We start from the raw sequence: 17,024 nt of genomic DNA, 5'->3' as shown, positions 1-17,024 counted from the left end.
AACAACAAAACCCTCAGGACTGGCGGTCCTGAGGGTTTCATCTAGGATTTGACCATTCCTATATCCAATCAGACACTCGCTAACACCTCTTCTTCAATGAAATTTGGAGTCTGATCGGTTAGGACAACCTTAATCTTTTTGGCATCCTTAAACCGCCCCTTAATCAGTTCTTCAGAGAGAGGATCTCCCAGTCGTCGTTGAATAGTTCTGCGAAGGGGACGGGCACCGTATTGTTGTTCAAACCCTTCGTCAATCAACCACTGCTTCACCTCGTCCGTTACATCTAAAAATACTCCTCTTTCCACAAGACGAGCATTGAGTTCTCCAATAAGAATATCAACGATACTCACCAAATGTTCTTTCGTGAGTTGGTGGAAAACAACTAATTCATCGATACGATTTAAGAATTCAGGACTGAAATGACGCTTTAGCTCGGCAAGGACTTCACCTCGCATACGTGAAGAATGCTCAGCCTCTACATCACGCTGGAACCCAAGGGATACACCCTTTTGAATGAATCGAGTCCCCAAATTTGAGGTCATCACCAAAATGGTATTTTTAAAATCCACCTTCCGACCTAAACTATCCGTCAATACTCCATCATCAAGTACCTGCAACAACACATTAAAAATATCTGGATGGGCCTTTTCAATTTCATCAAATAATACTACTGAATAAGGACGACGTCTTACTTTCTCCGTCAATTGCCCACCTTCCTCATACCCCACGTAACCAGGAGGGGCTCCAAACAGCCGTGAACTGGTAAATTTCTCCTGGTACTCTGACATGTCTACTCTGATTAACGCATCATCAGTATTGAACAAGAATTCTGCTAATGCGCGAGCCAACTCCGTCTTACCAACTCCGGTCGGTCCAAGGAAAATAAACGACCCAATGGGTTTTTTGGCATCTTTCAAACCAGCCCGCGACCGACGAATGGACCGACAGACCGCAGAGATAGCTTCTTCCTGTCCGATAATACGCTTGTGAAGATAATCCTCCATATGCAGCAGTTTTTCAGATTCTTCTTCTTCAAGTTTAAACAAGGGAATCCCTGTCATTTTCGAAATGACATAGGCGACATCCTCACCGGAGATAACCGGTTTGTTTTTCTCTTGTTTTTTCTTCCAATCACGCTTGGAATCATCTAATAATTTTCGGAATCGTTCTTCCTCTTCGCGAAATTTCACGGCTTCTTCAAAATTCTGGAGCCCGATTGCCACTTCTTTTTCACGAGCGACTCTTTTGAGTTCCTGTTCCAGAGACTTCAACTCAGGAGGGAGGGCATACGTTAGTAACTTTGCTCGCGAACCGGTTTCATCGATAAGATCAATAGCCTTATCAGGCAAAAATCTGTCGGTGATATATCGTTCACTCAGCTTCACGGCCTCTTCAACCGCCTCATCCGTAATTTCAATTCCATGATGTTCTTCGTATCGATCACGAAGGCCCTGAATGATTTGAACAGTCTCTTCTACTGAAGGAGGCTGAACATAAATGGGCTGAAACCGCCGCTTGAGTGCCCCATCCTTTTCAATATGTTTTCGATATTCATCCAGGGTTGTTGCACCAATGCATTGAATTTCCCCACGAGACAAAGCCGGTTTTAACATATTCGCAGCATCAATTGACCCTTCAGCAGCACCTGCACCAACTAGCGTGTGAAGTTCATCAATAAAGAGAATGATATTCCCGGCTTGGGAAATTTCTTTCATCACCACCTTGAGACGTTCCTCAAATTGTCCCCGATATTTGGTACCTGCTACCAAGGAACCAAGATCCAAGGCAATGACCCTACGATTCAATAAATTGTCTGGAACATCCAGGCCAATGATCCGCTGAGCCAGACCTTCCACAATAGCTGTTTTACCCACTCCGGATTCACCAATTAACGCCGGGTTATTTTTCGTTCGACGGCTGAGAATTTGAAGAACCCTTTGAATCTCATCTGAACGTCCAATAACAGGGTCCAGCGTTCCCTCCTGAGCCAATTGCGTCAAATCCCTACCAAATTCATCCAACGCAGGTGTGCTACTTTTCTTATCTCGCTCCCTGGTTCCTGATTTTCGAAGAAATGTGACGGTCAATTGACGAGCCGTTAAAAGATTGGCCCCTAAACTCCGAAGGACCTTCCCGCCTATGCCTTCTTCCTCACGGAGAAGGCCAAGGAGTAAATGTTCACTTCCGATATGGTTGTGGCCCAGCAGTCTGGCCTCCTCAACACCATACTCAATAACTTTTTTGACTCTGGGACTGAATGGGATTTCACCGAAGGTAACCGTTGTCCCACCTCCAGGCAAATTCCGTTCTATTTCAAGGCGGATTTGTTCCGGCGAGAGACCCATTTTTTTGATGATCATCAAGGCTATGCCGTCTGACTCTCGAAGAATCGCGAGAACCAAATGCTCGGTACCCAGATAATCGTTTTGGTGCCGTTCCGCTTCTTCTCTGGCAAGGATGATGATTTTTCTACCACGATCCGTGAATCGTTCGAACATTGGACCTCCTCTAGCCGATTATTCGCGAAACTTTTCGCTCACACATTCGTCTATTATCCACAAAGAAATTCGATAAAAATTCACAATTTCAGTCTATCCGTGATCCCTCAAAACTGTCAAGTCAGAAGCCAGAGATGAGAGACCCCAGCATTAGAAATGATGATTTAGTCTACCAATCAAAATATGCTAAGAAAAGCCTCTTGTCACACATGGATGAAATTGCCGACCTCATTATCGAAAAACTCCTCGCTTGCATTCCGATCAGTGAAGACACTACCATCCTGACGCCTGGCAACACCATTCCCTATCTACGCTCATGCCTACCTTTCAGACCATCGGAATCATTACCAAACCTTACGCCCCTAACATTCTGAAGGAGATTTCCCATCTCCGTGATTGGTTGGTGGCATATCACAAAACCGTCATTCTTGATTCTACTCAAGGATTTCCTACTTCGGATAGTCCCACACGTATTCAGATTGCCCAGGAAGCCGACCTCCTTATTGTATTGGGTGGCGATGGCACGATGTTAAGCGGAGCACGGCTTGTTGAACAACGAGGGATTCCCATCCTGGGAGTCAATATGGGAGGTCTGGGTTTCCTCACTGAAATCAATTTCGACGATCTCCCCACAGCCTTAGAAAAAGTATTCGCAGGGGAATGGCAACTGGATAAACGCTTGATGCTAAAAGTCCAGCTACAACGCGGTGACCAAATTCTCTGCACCTACTCAGCCTTAAACGACGTGGTAATAAGTAAAGGCCATTTAGCGAGAATGATCGCCACTAAGATATGGGTAAACCACGCATTTATGACAAACTTGCGTGGTGATGGACTGATCGTCGCTACCCCAACGGGATCGACCGCTTATTCCCTTTCGGCAAAAGGTCCAATTTTAGATCCACGACTTGAAGTATTGCTGATCAATCCAATTTGTCCGCATACCTTTTCCCACCGTCCCTTCCTCGCCCCTGGTGACGTGCCGATTACCATTGAACTAACAAGTCAGGAACCAGCCATGGCGACCATAGATGGCCAAGTGGGAGTGGAAATGTTAAATGGTGATCTTGTGCAAGTGGGAGCCTCAGACCACCGCACGCATCTTATTCGTTTTCCAGAGCGAAGCTACTTTGAGGTATTACGTACAAAATTAAAGTGGGGGGATGGGTGACTCCGGCCTTCAAGACTCTCTACAACCAATACGACCAATTTTATTGACTATCCCATTAGCTTTATAGCCTGGCAAATCTGAAATTTCATTTCATTTATTCATCAAGACAGTCTGCCTGTACTTAATCAAAGAAAAATAGACGATTGAATTCAAAAAAAGGAAAGAAAACGGAAAATTCCCAGTCAAGCAACCTGCAGGGAAGGCTCTAATTTCAATTGAGACTTATGGCGCGCACTCGGGGCATTCTTTCCGCTCAACAGGGGCATAAAATTCAGATGCGGTGAGAGGAAAAACTTGATCGCAGGTTTCGCAATAGCGAATTTCAAAAAATGGCACGCCGTCCTCATTGATCTCGCACGGCAACAATAAATCAATGGGGTCGAATCCTAGGGATTTTTCATCGGGAAACTTGACCACTGCAAGCCGAACGTTAAAAAATTCAAATACCCCTTCCTTGCCCTTATACCGATCTTCATGACCCATCACATACACGGGCTGACCTTTACGTTTAATCCGAAGATCCTTTAAGGTTCGCTCGGTCTCAGATGCACAAAAAAAGTCTTGAGCTGGGTTTGGGTCGCTCATTCTGGCAAAATCCCTCTGTCGTATGTATACATCAGACCGATCCTTCCGCTAATAGCTGGACCAGCTTGTAGCATGGCCCCAAAAAGGAGGTCAAGGCTGATGGAATTGACAGACCATTCACAAAGGAGGCGTATTTATGGCTGACATCCTCATTTATCACAAACCAACGTGCTCCACCTGCCGACAGGTCATCAAATTAGTGGAGGAAAGCGGACAACCCTTTACGACCATTAACTATTACGAAAAAACTTTTTCCAAATCCACGCTCAAAGGGCTTCTCAAAAAAGCGGGGATCAAATCCTCAGAAATCATCCGTAAAAAGGAAGAGATCTACAAAAAGCTGAACCTACAAGACTCAAATTTCACCGATGATGAATTATTAGACATCCTCACCAAACACCCGGATCTCATCCAGCGTCCTCTGGTCCAAAAAGGGGATCAAGTAATTCTCGCCCGCCCTCCGGAAACCGTCACCAAAATTCTTTAACAAAATCTTCGTGTGAGAATAGAGGCGGGCCACTAGTCAAAATGGCCGCTGGATAGAATCTGAGGCGGTACTGCCGAAATAGTCGGTTTTGAGAAATTGGTAGGCTTCGATAATACGCCGCAGTTCCGGCTCGGAACTGCGGTCACCTTGCCGAATATCAGGATGGATCTTCTTCGCCCGCTCTCGAAAGGCTCGAGTCACCACCGGCAAAGGACTTCCAAATTCAACACCAAGCACTTCATAGGCTTGGACAGACGAACGGATTTCCCCACGAACAGAAGTGGGCTCTCCCTCCCCTCCGCCGCCGCCGGCAGCCTTGAAAAAATTAAAGAGATTGATCTTGTGCCTTCGACGGCGAGGACGCTGCCTGATCTCACTTTCAAACTCTTCAAACCGGTCCTCAATAAATTCTAAACGCGATTCCAAACGCTGGGCGGTAGTCAATTCGGTAATATCCTCCAACTCCCCTTCAACCAGCCCCAACATCCGATCAACCTCAATCAACCCTTGCTCGACATGCAAATAGGCCTCTGTCCGCTCTTGAAACATCGTTTCAATAGCAAAGTCCAAGCTTTGCTCAGACTGATCGCGAAGCTTCGCAATCCGCCGACTCATGCCAGCCACAAATTTCCGACGATTGTGTTCATTTAACGCCATAAAGCCAATGCTCAAGAAAAATTTGGGGCCGATTGTACCACAACTGGCCACCATGGAAGGATGTTTGTTATGACTTGAAAGGGAGGCCCCCAATTGAAAATAGGTAATAAATAGCTGAGATTGCCCCCCAGCTTGATGATTGGTATCCTGATGACCTTTGTGAACCCTTGAAAAGCTTAAGATATAAGGAACACGAGTTATCTCCTACGTATTTAATTTTTTTTAGTTTTCCCAAATCTTATTGAAGGAGGGTTTCATGAATCACTACCTGCTTATTTTGGGAAGTAGCTTTATTCTCTCCATCATCCTTACGCCAACAGCCTGGTCAGTCAACCCTGCCGGCTATGGCAGCGCAGGTGGTGAATTCAACATAAAAATCTCCAGGGTCCCATCGAATGAGATAGCCAAAGCCAAATCGGCGAAACCTCCCATTGAACCAACTTCGGAGATCCTTGCCGAAGGAAAAGAAATCTTTCTGGGACGTGGAGGCTGTATTAGTTGTCATGGGGCCGAAGGAAAAGGAAATGGGCCGGCCGCAAAAAACCTTCCCATTCAACCGAGAAATTTTACCAACCCGAAGTTTAACACCTATCGAACACCGGGTGAAATGATGTGGGTCCTCAAAAACGGAAGCATGGGACAGACAGGCCGGGTCCCTGGAACAGGAATGCTTCCAGTTGTCCAGCCCAAGGGCTTCATTTCGGAGGAAGATGGATGGAAGGTGTTACTTTATGAACGAAGCCTCGGAGAGCAACAACCATAATACTTCTTTTTCCTAACGTATTTATTATTCCAGAGTATACCGCCTCTATTATTATTTTCCTGTATCACATTGAGTGAAAAACCCTTATGTCTGAATCCACAACAGAGCGCCAACCCAATCGGCTGAGTCACGAAACCAGCCCTTATCTCCTCCAACATGCCTACAACCCGGTAGATTGGTTCCCCTGGGGAGAAGAGGCGCTGAATCTGGCAAAAAAAGAAAATAAGCCTATCTTGCTCTCCATAGGCTATTCAGCCTGCCATTGGTGCCACGTAATGGAGCGGGAATCCTTTGAAAATCAGGCCATTGCGGATCTGATGAACCGCTACTTTGTGAATATTAAAGTGGACAGGGAAGAACGTCCGGATTTGGATGAAATCTATATGCAGGCCACGACTGCCATGAACCAGGGGCACGGCGGATGGCCCATGACCGTATTTCTCACTCCTGATCAGGAACCCATTTTTGCGGGAACCTATTTTCCTCCCACCGACAGCTATGGTCGTCCGGGATTCGGATCAATTCTGACAAACATTGGAGAGGGGTGGAAGAAAGATCAAGGCAACATCACCCAACAAGCCAGTCGATTCACCGCACGCCTGCGAAACGCCTTGCAACCCGCATCTCCACTTGCCGTTGGTGCAGCCGAGATTGAAGATGCCGTCAAGCAATATGCCCGTGATTTTGACGCACGTTACGGGGGATTTGGCCGTTCACCCAAATTTCCACCTGCCACCGGCCTCTCCTTTCTCCTGCGCCAATATCACTGGAGTCGAGAGAAGAAAATACTCGCCATGGTCACCAAAACCCTGAATGGGATGGCCGAAGGCGGATTGTATGATCATATCGGTGGAGGATTTGCTCGCTATTCCACCGATGACGAATGGTTAGCCCCGCACTTTGAAAAAATGCTGTATGACAACGCACTCCTTGCACGGACATACGTTGAAGCCTTTCAAGTCACAGGTGAGAATCGATACCGCCAGGTCGCCACAGAGACCTTAGATTACATTTTGCGTGAAATGACCGCACCGGAAGGTGGTTTTTATTCAGCCACCGATGCGGACAGCGAAGGAGTAGAAGGCAAGTTTTTCGTGTGGACGCCGGACCAGATACGTGAAATTCTGACAAACGAACAAGACGCCACTCGTTTCTGCGCCTATTTTGACATCACGGATGAAGGCAACTGGGAACACACCAACATCCCACGCACAAAAAAATCACTAGAATCGGTAGCGGAGGAATTGGGCTGTTCCCCTGAAGACTTACGCGAGACCATCATGCGTGCAAAACCAATCGTATACCAGGCTCGTCTGAAACGTGTACCACCGGGACTCGATGACAAAATCATTACCGCCTGGAATGGCATGATGATCGGGACGATGGCGGAAGCCGGTCGAGTTTTCAACCATGAACCGTATCTGGATGGTGCCATCCGGGCCGCCGATTTCCTGCTGACCACGCTTTCACGTCCTGAAAGCCGGCTCTGGCGTACCTATCGGGCAGGGCACGCTCACCTCAATGCCTGCTTGGAAGATTATGCCTATGCGGCCGAGGCGATGATCGATGTCTATGAAGCTACGGGGTATGACCGGTATCTCCATGAGGGGGTCTCATTAGCTGAACGCCTCCTTGAAGACTTTGAAGATCGAGACCATGGAGGATTCTTTACCACAGCCGCCGGTCATGAGGCCTTAATTATCCGGGGGCGGGAAGGCGCGGATGGCGCAACTCCCAGTGGAAATGCGGTAGCCGCATCGGCGTTAGCCCGCTTAGCATTTCACCGTGATCGCGAAGACTTTCGGAACGCCGCGACCAATGCTATTCGTGCCTATGGACAGCAAATTGGTCAGGTGCCACGAGGGTTTCCCAAAAGTCTTATGGTTGTCGATCTTTTATTACGAGGCCCGGTGGAATTGGCTCTCGTAGGATCTCCCGCAGACAAGGGATATGGCCAACTCCGCACGGCGGTCAATGCGTGTTTCGTACCATATCGCATTTTAGCCTATCGGCAAGAGCTGGAGGCTGAAACCCCTCATCCTCTGTTAACTGGGAAAACCCTGGTCAATGGGCAAGCCGCGCTCTATGTCTGTAAAAACTTTGCCTGCCAGGCTCCGATTACCGATCCTCAAGAGGCAATTGACGTATTGACCTCTCCTCAGGGAACCATCACCTCACCAGACCCACCCGTGCAAGCACTGACCAGCCAGGGGCTTTCCGGACATGCCACTCCTCAAGGGACGGGGCAGTACGTGGCCAGAATCCTGGCCAGCCCCCAGGATTCTGGCCCTTCCTCTCATGGATATACGTCTTTGGGTTCAACCGGATTGACCACTTCTCGCATAGGCTTTGGTGGTTACCGGATCAACCTTGGAGTGGAAGACCACCGAAAGGCTCTTGAAAAGTCTTTACAAGGCGGGTGCAACCTGATCGATACGTCCACCAATTATGCCGACGGTGGAAGCGAACGCTTGGTGGGTGTTGTACTCAAGGATCTCATCGCGAAAGAGGTTGTCTCCCGTGATGAAGTCATCGTGGTTTCGAAAATCGGCTATGTGCAGGGAAATAATCTTACGCGCGCTGAGACCAGAGAACAAGCCGGCAAACCATTTCCCGAGATGGTCAAATATGGCGAAGGCATCTGGCATTGCCTCCATCCTTCGTTTCTAGAAGAACAACTCATTCTGTCCCTTGATCGCTTGGGACTGGAAACCCTGGATATCTGCCTCCTGCACAATCCAGAATATTTTCTATCCGATGCCAAAAACAGGAATTTGTCGATTGATCCCATCAGACTTGAAGATCTCCGGCAAGAGTTTTATCGCCGCCTGCAACAGGCATTTTCTTATCTGGAGACACAAATCGCTGCAGGCAGGTTGCAATACTATGGAGTCTCCTCCAACACCTGCACGGCCAAACCCGATAATCCCGAAGCCACCTCACTCTCTCGCATGCTCAAGGCCGCTGAGGCTGCCGCGAAGCACGCCGGCATTCCGCACCATCATTTTCGAATACTGCAACTCCCGATGAATGTGTTTGAATCGGGAGCTCTGCTCACGCCCAATACCGGCCCCGAACAGACGCAAACGGTCTTGGCATTTGCCCAGGAAGCCAACATTGCTGTCCTGGTGAACCGGCCTTTGAATGCCATTCCTGGAAAAGGCGGAGGGATGATCCGACTCGCAGACCCTCAGATCGAAATTTCCAACACAAACTTTGATGCCCAACAACCAAAAGTCGCCGCGCTGGAACACGACTACAAGCAGGTGTTAGCACCCCAGGTCCCTAAACCCGAAAAAGGAGCTGCTCCGCTGGACTATTTCAACTGGGCCGAAGAACTGAAACGGATTCGTCCGTCTATCCAAAATCTTGAGCACTGGGACCAAATTGAATCCCAAACGATTGCCCCACATGCCAATCAGGTCTTCCAACTGCTTACCCGACATTTCGCCGGCAAACAGGAAGAAGAACAAATATGGGAATCGTGGCGCGATCGCTATGTCCCTGAACTCGTCTCCCTCCTTAAGGTCATGCGCATGGAGGCCGCACAAAAAAGTGCCAAGAAACTCTCTGAAATTCGTAAAATTATTGACCCCCTCATACCAGAATCCAAACGGGAAGAACCCTTTGCCCGTAAAGCTCTCTGGGCGGTTGCCAGTATCCCGGGTGTAACCTGTGTGCTCAACGGCATGCGACATCCTGTTTATGTGGATGACTCACTGACCATTCTGAAATGGGAAGCCCTCTCTCAGCCCCGGGCACTATTTGAGACCATTCATACATCCGAGGTTCCCTGATACGTGATCCCATATTAATTATTTATAATTTGAAAATGAAACCAAGTTTCATTATTGCCAACAAACTCTAATATTTGGTAGGTTTATCTTATGGAAACAATCGGATCATTAATCGGGCTAGGTGCCATTGCGGGGGTTTTCCCGATTTATCTTGGCATCGCCTTGGCCTTAATAGTTGCAAAGGCCTTGAGTAGAACTTGGGAAGGCTATTTAACAGGAATCGCCACCGGCGTACTTGTGTATCTCTTTTTTGACCTCATGCACGAGGCCGTGGAATTCACGGGCGCGACAGACGTCCTTTCGTGGATCGCCTTTCTCGGAAGCTTGTTGATCGGGTTTGTGGGACTGGTTCTCATTGAGCAACGCCAGCAAGGTCGGAACCGGACAGAGCCATCCAAGCTATTCCTCCCCTATATGATTGCGCTAGGAATGGGCCTACATAATTTGGGAGAAGGCCTGGCGATCGGCGCTGCCTACATGCAGGGCGAATGGGTCTTAAGTGGGGTCCTCATTATGGGCTTCGCTCTTCACAATGGGACAGAAGGATTTGCCATTATCGGCTCGGCGGGAAAATCAAGGCCGAGCTTCAAAGATATCATTTTGATGGGATTATTGGCAGGTCTGCCAACTTGTCTGGGAACTTTAATCAGCGGATTCGCGGTGTCTCACTATTTTACCATCATGTTTTTTGCGTTAGCCGCGGGCTCGCTGTTATACGTGATTTTCTCTCTAACTACGATTTTCTATACCGCCACCCGCCGAGTCCAATCGGCCTATGGGGTCTTCACCGGTATCAGTCTCATGTTCCTCACGGCCATGGTTCTGCAGATCGTCAGCGGCATCCGCACATAAGAAGAAGGCGATAATAGCCTGAATTCTAGCACTCCTGAAAATTTATGGCGGCCAAGAGTTCGCTGTACGTCCTTCTGGACAATTACCCTCTTTCTTTTTACACAAGGAGGAGCGAGTCTCTTCTTCTCAGATTAGGATCAAAAAATCCCGTTTTCCATTATTGACATAAACTTTCTAGCCTCCATCCGAATTTGTCCATCACAAATGAAAATATCTTAACTCCTCACAAAGTTTCCTAACTAATCCTCCCCACATACATGAGGATACTCCCTTGAAAGCTGTGCATGGATTGACGGGTCAAGTCGAGCCTGCCGCAACGATTTGGCTTTTGACAATTGGAGGAGAGTCATGTTGTAAATATCCTGAAGATTAGCCTCCTGCAAATTCACCTGAATCAGTGAAGCCTGCTCAACATTCGCACCCCCTAGATTCGCTTGATTGAGATTGGCCTGCGCCAAATCAGCACGACCAAGATTGGCGCTAGCAAGATCCGCCTCGCCCAGGTTTGCCTCTCGCAGCTTACATCCCTCCAAATTGGCCTCAATGAGTTTTGCGCCTTGCAAATTGGCCAAGAGAAGATTCGCTTCCGTCAGATTCGCTTCGGTGAGATCTGCCCCTGTTAAATCCGTTTTGGCGAGATGTGCCCGCTCAAGATTCGCCCGTATAAGTATGGCCCGGAGAAGGTCCGCGTCACTCACATTCGCATTTTCCAAGTTCGCGCCGGTCAAATTTGTTTCCAACAAACTGGACTCAGTCAAATTAGCCCCGGACAATATGGCACCTGAAAGATCCGCCTGATTGAAATTGACATCTTGCAAGTTGGCACCGGCCAAATCGACACAGGACAATTCCAGTCTGGAAAAATTTCCACCACTCAAATCTATGCGAATGGAAGGATTGGCTTTTCTCCATGCATTCCAGACATTTACCCCCGCCTTGATGAGCTTCAATTGCTCTTGATTTGCCATGGGACTCCTTTAAAGACAATAACCGATCTTGATAAATATTTTATCTGTGGCTGACACATCTGTCCTCGACAGTGGCTTGAAACGTTGATACAAAATTTGACACAACCCTCTTCCTCCTATGCGGGAATAGACTAACCCCCGCACCAGTTATCGAATACGACAATTTTATCGTAAAATGTCCACGACAGATTCGCAATGTGGCGAAAAGGCCAATCGGGAGGAAGACCCCGAAGTCCACAAGGCAGGTTATAGGAAAAACCTTTTTATCGATTCCATATTCGAGTCCAATTGCCCCATTCCTCTCCCCACATACGCGGGCCGGCTTGAACCTGGAGCAGACTCCCCTCCCTCGCTGTTTGCACCGTCATGTCGTCCGATCCGAGACTTGCGATGAACCAGACCGCTCCATCGCGATCAGTCCGGTATACAGGAAGGCCTCGCTGTTCATAGGCATCCAACACCTCAGGAGCTGGATGTCCATACCGGTTATGGGCGCCCACCGAAACTACCATCGCCTCAGCTTGAAGGCGATTCACCCATTCATGATGCAGAGAACTTTTTGCTCCATGATGCGGGACTTTCACGATGCGGGCAGAAAGACCTTTAGAAACCTGCAGCAATTCATTCAGAGATTGCTGTTCCGCATCGGCCGTGAACAAAAATGAATGCGGCCCGCACTCGAGCCTGGTGACGAGCGATCGATTATTGAGATCCCTTCCACTAGACACTTTCCAGGAACCATATTCCTCCGTCCCTGGGCTGGGGGAGGGACCAAGAACAGTCAGCGAGCAGGGTCCTGGGCTAACAATGACAGTTCCTACTGTGCTTGTCTGTTCCTGAAGTCCAGCAGATTTCACCGCCAGGTGGAGACGAGAAAAAAAACGTTCAGGGCGAGAGATGCCATTATCCCAATAGTGTCCCACCTCGAATGTATCCAACACCCACGGCAGGCCACCCACATGATCCCATTGCGGATGCGTCGCAACCACATGATCCAGCCTTCGGATACCCTGATTCCAGAGATACGGCCCAATGACCGCACGTCCCATATCCAATCGTCGATAAGATGGTCCACCATCGATCAAGACCGTTTGACCGTCGGGTAATTCAATGAGGGTGGCATCACCTTGTCCCACATCCAGGAACGTGACTCGTACGGTTCCTGGATCCCACCCAGTGCGCGGGGACCATCCCCACCACAGGAGAATCGCGAGCAGGATTGTGCCACACCCCCATCGGATCAGCTGCCGATGCCACATAGCCACAACCACGGCCAACAGTCCCCAAAAGAGGATCATCGAACTCAAGCTCGGCGATGCGACATACCAGGCCGCTCCGGGAACTTGTGAGAGCATCGTCACGACCTGTGCGAGCCAGTCAAAGACCCATTGATTCAGACTGGCCAAAGGAAGAGTTCCTCCTCCCCCCACTAAGACGATCATCCCTGACAACAAACCTAGAGGAATCATTATCGCGCCGACCAAGGGCACAATCACCATATTTGCCAATAACCCCAGCCACGGTATTTGATGAAAGTCATGGGCGACCAACGGCAAAGTGGTCAAGCTGACCGCGAGGGTCATCAGCCAGGCTAGCACGGCCTTTTGCCAGAGACCCAAGAGCCATGTCGGTTTTGCTGGTGGGAAGACTGCATCTAATCCGGATAGATTGGATTCCTTTTCTTTCCGGGCCTGAACCACGAGGGCAATTGCAGCAACTGAGAGATATGATAATTGGAAAGAAATATCCTGAATGGCCTCCGGATGCGGCATTACCATAAGAAGCGCGGCTAGGGCTAACGCCGTCACCAGATTGCGTTCCCTTCCCAACCATATGCCGGCACAACACACTACGATCATGATCCATGAGCGGACGGTCGCCATTTCCGCTCCCGCCAGCAGGGTATAAAAGGAGACGGCCGGCAATGTGATAAGGACCGCAAATCGGGTGGCGGTGAGTCGTAACGAAAGTTGTTCCAGCCAAACCGTCGGTAACTGGCGCAGGCTCCATCGTGCTCCAGCAAAAATCAACAAGGCCAATAACCCTAAATGAGACCCGGAGATCGAGAGAATATGCACAGTTCCGCTGGCCATAAAAGCGTCTCGAATATCCGACTCAATATAACTTTGCTCTCCCAATACCATCCCTAGGAACAATCCCAATGCAGGATTTGTGAGACTGGAAACCGCCGCATGATGAATCGATTGGCGCCAGCGATCGACCACACCCAATATCAACCCACGGGTGGTCGGCTCTGGGATGCCCAGAATCCTGATACCTTCCGGGCCTTGCACGGTCGCGACAGCATGAATTCCTTGGCGTTTTAGATATCGTCCATAATGAAACCCGCCAGGGTTCATTGTTCCGTAGGGTTCGCGTACTCGGGCCATAAAGGCGACATGATCACCGTAAATTAATGTAGAAGCACCTGGTTCCCGCCAAGTGAGACGGATTCGCCCATGAGCCATCTGCTCCTCTCCCTGTTTCACCATATGGGTCGCCTCCACCAGCAAAATCAGCCCATCCGGAGTCTGCCTGACCGGTGCGACAATAGTTCCTTCAAGGAAGATGGGCTGTTCATCCGCCTCGATAACTAGATTCGAATCCCATTGCGTAGTCGATGCCCAATAAGCATGGCCGATTCCTCCCACCACAAGGGCAAACAGGATGAACCCGGTCTTTCGAGTTAGGTGTCGGTGTTGTTCAAACCAGGTGAGAATGCACCCAAAAATAAAAAGAGCCCCCAAAAGTGATAAGGGGAAGAAGGTTAGAAACGGGCCCAACCACAGCCCGGTGAGGTAGGACACTACTCCATGGAATATCACATAGGACAATGCATAGGATTAATGGAACTCTTTAGCAAGACCGGCGACAGCGACCTGATCCTTACTGAATGCAGGACTTCACCACTGTGATTAAATCTTCTGCAATCTCCTGAATGACCTGGTTATCTTGACCTTCAACCATCACTCGCAGCAACGGTTCCGTACCGGAATAGCGTACAAGAATCCGTCCGGTTCCATTCAGCGCCCGCTCTTTGTCTTGAATAGCCTGCTGTAACTGTGGAAGACTCTGCAGGTCAGGCTTGCGGGGAACGGTGACCCCCACCAATACTTGAGGGGTAGAATGCATACACATGGCAATTTCCGACAATGGTTTTTGAGCCCGCTTCATCAGCTTCAGCATTTGCAAGCCGGAGATCATTCCATCACCACTCGTATGATAATCCAAAAAGATCATATGGCCGGATTGCTCTCCGCCAAGATTAAAATCTTCAGCCACCATTCGCTCCAAAATATATCGATCCCCAACGGCCGTTCGTACCAAATTGATACCAGCCTCTCGCATACAGACCTCAAACCCAAAATTACTCATCACCGTTCCGACGACGGTATTGTGTCGTAATCGGCCTAGCCTTTTAAGGTCAAGAGCAAAAGCCGCCAAGGCATGATCTCCATCCACCACCTGTCCTTTCTCACAGACAAACAAAGCCCGATCTGCGTCTCCGTCAAGAGCAATACCGAGGTTGGCCTTCCGGTCTCGAACCATCTGCTGTAATCGTTCCGGGTGCACTGCCCCACACCCGTCATTTATATTGAGACCGTCAGGTTCATTGCCCATCACCCAGACTTTCGCGCCTAGTTCATGAATGACCTTTGGAAAAACGTGATACGCTGCTCCATGGGCACAATCCAAGACAATTCGCATATTTTGAAAATCCATTTCACGGGGAAGCGAACGCTTGACAAACTCAATATATCGTCCTTCAGCATCATCAATGCGATAGGCTTTCCCGATGGCGTCAGCGGTCGGTCGGATATGTTCTATTTCATTGGAAAGTATAAGATTCTCAATACGGTGTTCCAGTTCATCCGGCAATTTCATCCCGTCATTCGAGAAAAACTTTATGCCATTATCCTGATAGGGATTGTGAGAAGCAGAAATCATCACCCCGGCATCGGCTCTCAAGCTACGGGTCATGAACGCAATCGCTGGAGTGGGTAAGGGTCCCACTAATAAGACATCCACACCCATAGAGCACAGTCCCGCAGTTAAGGCAGACTCCAGCATATACCCGGACACACGAGTATCTTTGCCAATGATGATTTTATGTCGTCCATCACGTTTACGAAAAACATGGGCTGCCGCCCGTCCTAATTTCATGGCCATTTCGCTAGTCATCGGATCCAGGTTCGCGACCCCACGCACCCCATCCGTACCGAATAGTTTCCCCATGTGGTTCCCTTTTTTTTTAGTATGAACTCAGACCATAAAACAAAATGAGTGACGGGAAATATATGTTATCGCACCAGTCAAAAGCGCATCAAAGGCCTGGAAAGAGAATTCAAACAATCCAGTCCAAGCAATTGTCGTAAATCGGACAAAGCGGTGAAAACGCCGCGAGGGGAGATCTTACCACCGACCCTATTACTTGTCGCACAAATTTTGTAAAGCTTGAGCCACCTGAATAGCATCGTGCATGGCCCCCACCTCATGAACTCGTACAATATGTGCTCCCTGCCAGACAGCAGCGGCCACCGCAACAGCATTCCCGAATTCCCGCTTTCCAACCGGCTTTCCTATTAATGTGCCTATAAAAGCTTTCCGTGACACCCCAATTAAAATAGGGTGTCCCAATGGAAGGAATTCCCCAATGTTACCAAGAATTTTTAAATTATGATCAAGGGTTTTCCCAAACCCGATTCCCGGATCAATCATAATATGATCGGCCGGAATCCCCATCGATCGAGCCATGGAGACCCGCTCAGATAAAAAGTCTTTAATTTCAACTACGACATCTTTATATTGTGGGGCACGCTGCATATTTATACTATGCCCTTGCCGGTGCATGAGGACCAACCCCGCTCCGGTTTCTTGAATTAATTGAGCCATTCGAGGATCATCTTGAAGAGCGCTCACATCATTGATGATATCGGCTCCTAGATCCAATGCGGTTCGAGCCACAGCAGCTTTGCGTGTATCAATAGAAATCGGGATATTGGTGAGTTTTCTCAACACGGTCAGAATGGGAGCAATGCGATTTATTTCCTCATCCTTGTCCACATATAACGCTCCAGGCCTCGTCGATTCTCCCCCGATATCAATTAAGTCTGCTCCCTCGGCAATCATCTGTTGTGCCCGTTCAATGGCTGCCTCAGGGTTGAGGAAATGTCCATCATCAGAAAAAGAATCCGGGGTCATGTTCAAGATACCCATGATTAAGACCTTTGACCCAATGGGCATTG

General features: G+C 48.8%; 12 protein-coding genes. 5 read left to right on the top strand and 7 right to left on the bottom strand.

The window, feature by feature from the left end:
* Nucleotides 1-68 precede the first annotated feature (68 nt).
* Complete coding sequence (locus ACTRXD_RS07695; RefSeq protein ID WP_442431245.1) at nucleotides 69-2,498, bottom strand: ATP-dependent Clp protease ATP-binding subunit; 2,430 nt, start codon at nucleotides 2,496-2,498, stop codon at nucleotides 69-71.
* Between the two features lie 316 nt (nucleotides 2,499-2,814).
* On the opposite strand from ACTRXD_RS07695, the gene ACTRXD_RS07690 reads away from it, so the two are divergent.
* Nucleotides 2,815-3,669, top strand: a complete 855-nt coding sequence (locus ACTRXD_RS07690; protein WP_442431244.1) for an NAD(+)/NADH kinase — start codon at nucleotides 2,815-2,817, stop codon at nucleotides 3,667-3,669.
* A gap of 222 nt (nucleotides 3,670-3,891) precedes the next feature.
* Here the strand turns inward: ACTRXD_RS07690 and ACTRXD_RS07685 are convergent, their stop codons facing one another.
* Nucleotides 3,892-4,254 (bottom strand): hypothetical protein, encoded by a 363-nt coding sequence (locus tag ACTRXD_RS07685; protein ID WP_442431243.1) that lies wholly within the window; start codon nucleotides 4,252-4,254, stop codon nucleotides 3,892-3,894.
* Between the two features lie 136 nt (nucleotides 4,255-4,390).
* Between ACTRXD_RS07685 and arsC the strand changes: the two genes are divergently transcribed.
* Nucleotides 4,391-4,741, top strand: coding sequence for an arsenate reductase (glutaredoxin) (arsC, locus tag ACTRXD_RS07680; RefSeq protein WP_442431242.1), 351 nt, complete (start codon nucleotides 4,391-4,393; stop codon nucleotides 4,739-4,741).
* A gap of 36 nt (nucleotides 4,742-4,777) precedes the next feature.
* Here arsC and ACTRXD_RS07675 read toward each other — a convergent pair whose 3' ends face one another.
* Nucleotides 4,778-5,398, bottom strand: a complete 621-nt coding sequence (locus ACTRXD_RS07675) for a DnaJ domain-containing protein (RefSeq protein ID WP_442431241.1) — start codon at nucleotides 5,396-5,398, stop codon at nucleotides 4,778-4,780.
* Between the two features lie 256 nt (nucleotides 5,399-5,654).
* Between ACTRXD_RS07675 and ACTRXD_RS07670 the strand changes: the two genes are divergently transcribed.
* The 3 genes from ACTRXD_RS07670 to ACTRXD_RS07660 all read left to right on the top strand — a co-directional run bounded on the left by ACTRXD_RS07670 (nucleotide 5,655) and on the right by ACTRXD_RS07660 (nucleotide 10,810).
* Entirely contained in the window at nucleotides 5,655-6,161 is a 507-nt protein-coding gene (locus tag ACTRXD_RS07670; protein ID WP_442431240.1) for a c-type cytochrome, read from the top strand.
* 86 nt (nucleotides 6,162-6,247) lie between these two features.
* A complete protein-coding gene (locus ACTRXD_RS07665; RefSeq protein WP_442431239.1) occupies nucleotides 6,248-9,958 on the top strand; it encodes an aldo/keto reductase in 3,711 nt (1,236 codons plus the stop codon).
* 90 nt (nucleotides 9,959-10,048) lie between these two features.
* Nucleotides 10,049-10,810 carry a ZIP family metal transporter gene (locus ACTRXD_RS07660; protein WP_442431238.1) on the top strand — a complete coding sequence of 254 codons (762 nt, stop codon included), beginning with the start codon at nucleotides 10,049-10,051 and terminating at the stop codon, nucleotides 10,808-10,810.
* Nucleotides 10,811-11,049: 239 nt separating this feature from the next.
* Here ACTRXD_RS07660 and ACTRXD_RS07655 read toward each other — a convergent pair whose 3' ends face one another.
* The 4 genes from ACTRXD_RS07655 to folP form a co-directional block, all read right to left on the bottom strand.
* Complete coding sequence (locus ACTRXD_RS07655) at nucleotides 11,050-11,778, bottom strand: pentapeptide repeat-containing protein (protein ID WP_442431237.1); 729 nt, start codon at nucleotides 11,776-11,778, stop codon at nucleotides 11,050-11,052.
* 263 nt (nucleotides 11,779-12,041) lie between these two features.
* Nucleotides 12,042-14,585 (bottom strand): DNA internalization-related competence protein ComEC/Rec2, encoded by a 2,544-nt coding sequence (locus ACTRXD_RS07650; protein WP_442431236.1) that lies wholly within the window; start codon nucleotides 14,583-14,585, stop codon nucleotides 12,042-12,044.
* Nucleotides 14,586-14,664: 79 nt separating this feature from the next.
* Nucleotides 14,665-16,014: a phosphoglucosamine mutase gene (glmM, locus tag ACTRXD_RS07645; RefSeq protein ID WP_442431235.1), complete on the bottom strand. Its 1,350-nt coding sequence runs from the start codon at nucleotides 16,012-16,014 to the stop codon at nucleotides 14,665-14,667.
* 192 nt (nucleotides 16,015-16,206) lie between these two features.
* Entirely contained in the window at nucleotides 16,207-16,995 is a 789-nt protein-coding gene (gene folP / locus ACTRXD_RS07640; protein ID WP_442431234.1) for a dihydropteroate synthase, read from the bottom strand.
* Between the last annotated feature and the right edge of the window lie 29 nt (nucleotides 16,996-17,024).

The organism is Nitrospira sp. T9, from assembly GCF_052156535.1.
Taxonomy (GTDB): Bacteria; Nitrospirota; Nitrospiria; order Nitrospirales; family UBA8639; genus Nitrospira_E.
Note: the sequence above shows the minus strand (reverse complement) of the source record. Positions and strands in the feature narration are given on the sequence as shown.

Bases quoted from the DNA above. Each gene is read 5' to 3' on its own strand.
- ACTRXD_RS07695 (WP_442431245.1), bottom strand. From the start codon at position 2,498: ATGTTCGAACGATTCACGGATCGTGGTAGAAAAATCATCATCCTTGCC.
- ACTRXD_RS07690 (WP_442431244.1), top strand. From the start codon at position 2,815: ATGCCTACCTTTCAGACCATCGGAATCATTACCAAACCTTACGCCCCT.
- ACTRXD_RS07685 (WP_442431243.1), bottom strand. From the start codon at position 4,254: ATGAGCGACCCAAACCCAGCTCAAGACTTTTTTTGTGCATCTGAGACC.
- arsC (WP_442431242.1), top strand. From the start codon at position 4,391: ATGGCTGACATCCTCATTTATCACAAACCAACGTGCTCCACCTGCCGA.
- ACTRXD_RS07675 (WP_442431241.1), bottom strand. From the start codon at position 5,398: ATGGCGTTAAATGAACACAATCGTCGGAAATTTGTGGCTGGCATGAGT.
- ACTRXD_RS07670 (WP_442431240.1), top strand. From the start codon at position 5,655: ATGAATCACTACCTGCTTATTTTGGGAAGTAGCTTTATTCTCTCCATC.
- ACTRXD_RS07665 (WP_442431239.1), top strand. From the start codon at position 6,248: ATGTCTGAATCCACAACAGAGCGCCAACCCAATCGGCTGAGTCACGAA.
- ACTRXD_RS07660 (WP_442431238.1), top strand. From the start codon at position 10,049: ATGGAAACAATCGGATCATTAATCGGGCTAGGTGCCATTGCGGGGGTT.
- ACTRXD_RS07655 (WP_442431237.1), bottom strand. From the start codon at position 11,778: ATGGCAAATCAAGAGCAATTGAAGCTCATCAAGGCGGGGGTAAATGTC.
- glmM (WP_442431235.1), bottom strand. From the start codon at position 16,014: ATGGGGAAACTATTCGGTACGGATGGGGTGCGTGGGGTCGCGAACCTG.
- folP (WP_442431234.1), bottom strand. From the start codon at position 16,995: ATGGGTATCTTGAACATGACCCCGGATTCTTTTTCTGATGATGGACAT.